Origin of the sequence: Pseudomonas sp. IPO3778 (assembly GCF_013386825.1) — a bacterium.
Lineage (GTDB): Bacteria > Pseudomonadota > Gammaproteobacteria > Pseudomonadales > Pseudomonadaceae > Aquipseudomonas.
Genome location: NZ_JACARC010000009.1, coordinates 19381 through 23889, shown reverse-complemented (window position 1 = coordinate 23889; position 4509 = coordinate 19381). Strand labels below are relative to the sequence as shown.

Sequence of the window (4509 nt, the reverse complement as noted above, 5' to 3'; positions counted from 1 at the left end):
CGCGGAGCAAAGCCGGAGTGAGGGCACACCGAGCCTAAGCGAGGTGCCGAGTGGTGGGGCAAGAGCCTTTTGGTTACTTTTGGGCTCTTTTCAAAAGTGACCCGCTGTAAGAGCGGAACCAATAGCCGCCGTTACCCAAATAACGGATATACCCCCAATATCAGCCCCGCTCAAGGCCTCACCCGCACCACCCGCCACACCTTGTTCCCCACATCATCCGCCACCAACAACGCACCCTGCCCGTCCAGCGTCACCCCCACCGGACGGCCCTGAGCCTCCCCATCACCATTCAAAAACCCAGTCAGAAAGTCAACCGGAGTCCCCGAAGGCTTACCGTCCCGGAACGGAATAAACACCACCTTGTACCCCGCCTGCGGATTCCGGTTCCACGACCCGTGCTCCCCCACAAACACCCCATCGGCGAACGCCGCAGGCATCCCCCGCGCATCAGAAAAGGTCAGCCCCAGCGGCGCAACATGTGTCCCAAGGGCGTAGTCCGGCGCAATCGCCTGGGCAACCTTGTCCGGACGCAGCGACTGCACCCGGGCATCCACGTGAGCACCGTAATAACTCCATGGCCACCCGTAAAAAGCCCCATCCTGCACCGAGGTCAGATAATCCGGCACCAGGTCACTGCCGATCTCATCACGCTCGTTGACCACCGTCCACAGTTGGGTGGAACCAGGCTTCCACGCCAGGCCATTGGGGTTGCGCAACCCACTGGCGAACAGACGCTTCTGGCCACTGGCAAGGTCCAACTCCCAGATCGCCGCACGCCCGTCCTCGGCTTCAAGCCCGTTCTCACCCACATTACTGTTGGACCCCACGGTCACGTAAAGCCGCGTGCCCTGAGGATTGGCCAAAACGTTCTTGGTCCAGTGATGGTTGATCCCGGCCGGCAGGTCGGTGACCTTGGTCGGGACCGCATCAATGTGAGTCTGGCCCCGAACATAAGGCACCTTGACCACCGCATCAGCGTTGCCGATATACAACTCGTCCCCCACCAATGCCATGCCGAACGGCGACGTCAGCCCGCTAAGAAACACGCTCTTCACCTCCGCATGGCCATCGCCATCGGCGTCCCGCAGCAGGGTAATGCGGTCCGCACTCGGCGCATCGGCACCCACCCGCCCCATCACAAACCCCATGGCCGTACGACGCGCCCAGGCGAGCAAGCCGGTGCCGCCATCAGTGGCCCCTTCAGGTAGGGGCGGATGGTTACTCTCGGCGACCAGTACGTCGCCATTGGGCAAGGTGTACACCCAGCGCGGGTGGTCAAGGTTCTCAGCCAACGCCGTCACCGTGAATCCTTCGGGCGCCGTGGGCTGGGCATGAGCGGGCCAACCGACGGCCTTGGACACCTTGAGTGTCGGGATCAACGATGAGGTGGGTTCGGGCAGTTGCGGGCTTGGCCCCACACCGGCCTGAAACGGCAGTTTGGAGGACTCGCCACAGGCGCTGAGGGCGGCAGTGGCGGTGATCAGCAGCGCAAGGCGGCTTGGTGCATTCATGGGGAAACCTCGGGACAGCCCATCACTGGGCAGACAAAATCCCGACGGAGTATTGCGTCATTCCCCGACACCAAACACCGCCTCTCGCGCAAAGGAGTTTTAACTCAGTCGCACGAGTGACTCGGCAGCGCCCCTCAGGTTCTCCAAGGTCCCAATGCCAGGCTATAGGGCGAAAACCCCTCGAACTGCCAACGCAACGCCAACGCCGCCTCCCGCCGAACCACCTGCTCCACGGTCACCCGCCACAACCGCTCCGCTCCCTCGAACGTGGCCACCTCAGCCCCACCCAGAATCACCTCCGCCCGCCCGGCCAGCTGCAACACATCACCCGAAGCAAAATCCACAAACAACAGCCCCGCCACCGGGTTGAGCTGCACATTGCCCAAGGTGTTGAAAAACGAGTTGCCGGTAAAGTCGGGAATCGTCAGCACATCACCGTCCACCCGCACAAACCCGGTGTTGCCACCCCGGTGTGAAACGTCCACCGAACGCTTGGCCGCATCACCCTCCAGCTCTACATAACTGGCGACGAAGAAGGTGTCGGCCTGGCGAATCGCCGCCCGGTCTGCCTCAGTCAGAGAGTGGCCGCGTTGCACCCGACCTTCAGCAGCGTGCGGCGCCGAAGCCCCCGGGTCCACCGCTCGCAGCTGAATGTACTTCGGGCAATTACCAAAGGTATGCACCACATCCACGGCAAAACCATCGGCGCCTGCCGTGCCCACGACCCCGTTCATGCGGTTGCGCCGCCGCGTATTCAGATCGATGCCCAACAGCCCCACTGCTGCGCCTTTTTTCAATCCGGCCGCGGCAGGATCACTCTCGGCTGGCAGGCCATCGATGCGTAAACGGTAAGGATCAGGCGAGTAGACAAACCCCGGCGAGCCCTCCAGCAGCGTGGCCCAGGGCAGCCCCTGCTCATCCACGGTACCCACCACCAGATAGGGCAATAACTCATAAAACGCCCGATGCTGTTCCGGCAAATGATCACGGATGACCTTGGCGCCAATCACCTCCATGCGCTCGGCCACGCCGGCACTTTGCTGCAATTGCCGTTCGCCGGCATGCCATGGCGATACGGGGGACGCGTCCAGATGATTCATGCTCAAGCCCTCGGTGGATGAAACGCCGGATGTTCACGCAAAGCCGTCACGCTGAAATCAACAAAACTGCGCACCCGCATCGACGCGTTGCGCCCCTCTCGGTAAACCACATGCACCGGCAGCGGCGGCGGTTCATAGGCCTGCAATACCCGATGCAGTTGGCCGCTGGCCAGGTGCTCGTGGACCGGGTAACTCAGGCAGCGGACCAACCCGGCGCCCTGCACCGCGGCATTGATCGCGCCCTGCACGGTGGTGCAATTGAGGCGTGCCCGGGCCTTGAGGCTGGAGGCGTGGAAATCCCACTGCACCCAGTCCGAATACCCTTGGCTGGCAATCAGCCGATGCTGCTTGAGTGCCTCGGGTTGCAGCGGTTCGCCATGGGTGTGCAGATAGCCGGGGCTGGCACACACGATGCTGTGCACATGGCCCACGGGCCGCGCAATCAGGGATGATCCGGGCAGTTCTCCCACCAGAACCGCCACGTCCAGGCCGTCTTCATTCAGGTTCGGATAGTGATCGTGGTAATGGGCAAACACCCGGACCTCGGGGTAGCGCTCCAGGTAGTCGGCCAACAGCGGCGCCATCACATAACGGCTGAACAGAAACGGAAAAAACACCCGCAGATTGCCCTCCGCCTGCCCGTGCGCGCCCTTGGCAGAGGCTTCGGCGGCGCTCACGCCATCGAGGATGCGTGAACAGTCCGCCATAAACCTCACGCCGGCTTCGGTGAGGCGAATGCCCCGGGTGCTGCGCTGTATCAATCGCACCCGCAAGCGTGCCTCCAACCGGGCGACCGCGCGGATCACCGTGGGGCCCGACACGCCCAGGAAACGCCCCGCCGACGCCAGGCTCGGCTGCCGGGCCAGCACCTGGAACATCTGCATGTCGCGATAGCGGTCCATCAGGCTGACGGCTTCGTCTGAGGGTTGAGCGCGGCATCCTGCCCCAGCCGACTGACCAGAAAGTCCACGAAGGTGTTGATTTTCGCCGGCACCCGGGCGCTGTTCTGGAACACCACATGGATCGGCAACGCCGGCGGCTCGAAGTCTTGCAGGATGATTTCCAGTGCGCCGGCACGCACATCGCTGGCCACCTGATAAGACAGCACCCGCGTGACGCCCCAGCCCAGGCGCGCCAGGTTGATCGCCGCGTTGTTGGCGGTGACTACCAGGCGTGGATCAACGGCCACGTTCAGCGGCTGGCCGCCTTCGATGAACTGCCATTCGCTGACCAATTGGCTGGAAGACGACGTGACAATCTTCGCCTCCCGCAGTTGCCCGGGGTGCAGCGGCCGGCCGTGGCGATCAAGGTACGCCGGCGCGGCGCAGACCACGCGGCGCACCTCGCCGACCTTGATCGCCTGCTGGCCGGTTTCCTGCAAATGCCCGATACGCACGGCTACATCCACGCCTTCATCGGTCATATTGACCACGCGGTCCACCAGCAAAGCGTTGATGTTGACCTGGGCAAACAGGTCCAGGTACTCCCCCAGGATCGGCGCCACAAATAGCTCGCCGAACAACACTGGGGCGGTGACCGTCAGGTGCCCCCACGGGATCGAGAAACTGCCCGCTGCCGCCTCTTCGGCCTCTGTCAGCTCGGCCAGGATGCGCCGGCAATCGTCCAGGTAACGCTGGCCGGCCTCGCTCAGGTGCAGGCTGCGGGTGGTGCGCGACAGCAACTGCGTGCCGATACGCGCCTCCATCGCGGCGATCGCGCGAGTCACGCTGGGGGGCGAGATGTTCAGGCGCCGGGCCGCCGCGGCAAAACCCTGCTCTTCGGCAACGGCGAGGAAAATCTGCATTTCCTGGAAACGGTCCATGGGGGCCCTTTAATCGAATGTCGTACACCAAACCTGTGGTTTGGGCGCCGTTGTGGGGAGGGAGCTTGCTGTGGCG

Annotated in this window: 4 protein-coding genes; all 4 read right to left on the bottom strand. The window is 63.4% G+C overall.

Annotated elements, in window-relative coordinates:
- Window positions 1-170: 170 nt before the first annotated feature.
- The 4 genes from HX855_RS02515 to HX855_RS02500 all read right to left on the bottom strand — a co-directional run bounded on the left by HX855_RS02515 (window position 171) and on the right by HX855_RS02500 (window position 4433).
- On the bottom strand, window positions 171-1511 hold the full coding sequence (locus HX855_RS02515; protein ID WP_177091401.1) for a sorbosone dehydrogenase family protein: 1341 nt from the start codon (window positions 1509-1511) through the stop codon (window positions 171-173).
- A 134-nt stretch (window positions 1512-1645) separates the two neighbouring features.
- Window positions 1646-2611, bottom strand: coding sequence for a pyridoxamine 5'-phosphate oxidase family protein (locus tag HX855_RS02510; protein ID WP_177091404.1), 966 nt, complete (start codon window positions 2609-2611; stop codon window positions 1646-1648).
- A gap of 2 nt (window positions 2612-2613) precedes the next feature.
- Window positions 2614-3513: a LysR family transcriptional regulator gene (locus HX855_RS02505; RefSeq protein WP_177091406.1), complete on the bottom strand. Its 900-nt coding sequence runs from the start codon at window positions 3511-3513 to the stop codon at window positions 2614-2616.
- Window positions 3513-4433, bottom strand: coding sequence for a LysR family transcriptional regulator (locus HX855_RS02500; protein WP_177091408.1), 921 nt, complete (start codon window positions 4431-4433; stop codon window positions 3513-3515). Before HX855_RS02500 ends, HX855_RS02505 begins: the two co-directional genes overlap by 1 nt.
- Window positions 4434-4509: the final 76 nt, after the last annotated feature.